A 659-nucleotide genomic window follows, 5' to 3' on the forward strand; every position below is an offset into this window, starting at 1 on the left:
TTTGGGCCTCACATGGTATTATCGCAAGTTCGTTAAGAACTACGAAAAGATTGTAGCACCTCTCACGACTCTCCTCAAAAAGAACTCTTTCACTTGGACTCCAGCAACTGCTCAAGCTTTTCAAACCTTGAAGACGACCATGTGCACCACTCCGGTTCTGGCCCTTCCCGACTTCACAAAGACATTTGTGTTGGAATGTGATGCCTTAGGGAAAGGAATTGGCGTTGTCCTTATGCAAGAGGGTCGACCTTTGGCCTTCACTAGCAAGCAACTGTCTGAAAAGAATCTGGGCAAACCTATTTATGAAAAAGAAATGTTGGCGATTCTGCATGCAGTTGAATTATGGCGTCCTTATCTCTTGGGGCAACGATTCCAAATTAAGACAGACCATCAAAGCCTCAAATACTTTCTGGAACAACGCATTTCCTCCCAGGAGCAACAAAAATGGGTCACTAAGCTCTTTGGATATGATTATGAGATCATTTACAAGAAGGGCAAAGACAATGTAGTGGCGGATGCACTGTCCCGGAAATATGAAGACGAAGGATCCCTTTTTTCTCTTTCCTTCATTGTACCTGATTGGCTGCAAGCTGTGCACCAGGAATGGCTGCAAGACCCCAAAAGTTTGCATCTAATTCAACAACTACAGAACAAGGCCC

The 659-nt window shown here is 44.5% G+C and carries 1 protein-coding gene; it reads left to right on the forward strand.

Annotation, left to right across the window (positions count from 1 at the left end):
- Nucleotides 1-659 (forward strand): Ty3/Gypsy family RNase HI domain-containing protein (locus NUW87_RS11450; protein WP_269028652.1); only part of this gene is annotated, 659 nt, incomplete at both ends.

The organism is Corynebacterium pilbarense, assembly GCF_026930265.1.
Classification (GTDB): domain Bacteria; phylum Actinomycetota; class Actinomycetes; order Mycobacteriales; family Mycobacteriaceae; genus Corynebacterium; species Corynebacterium pilbarense.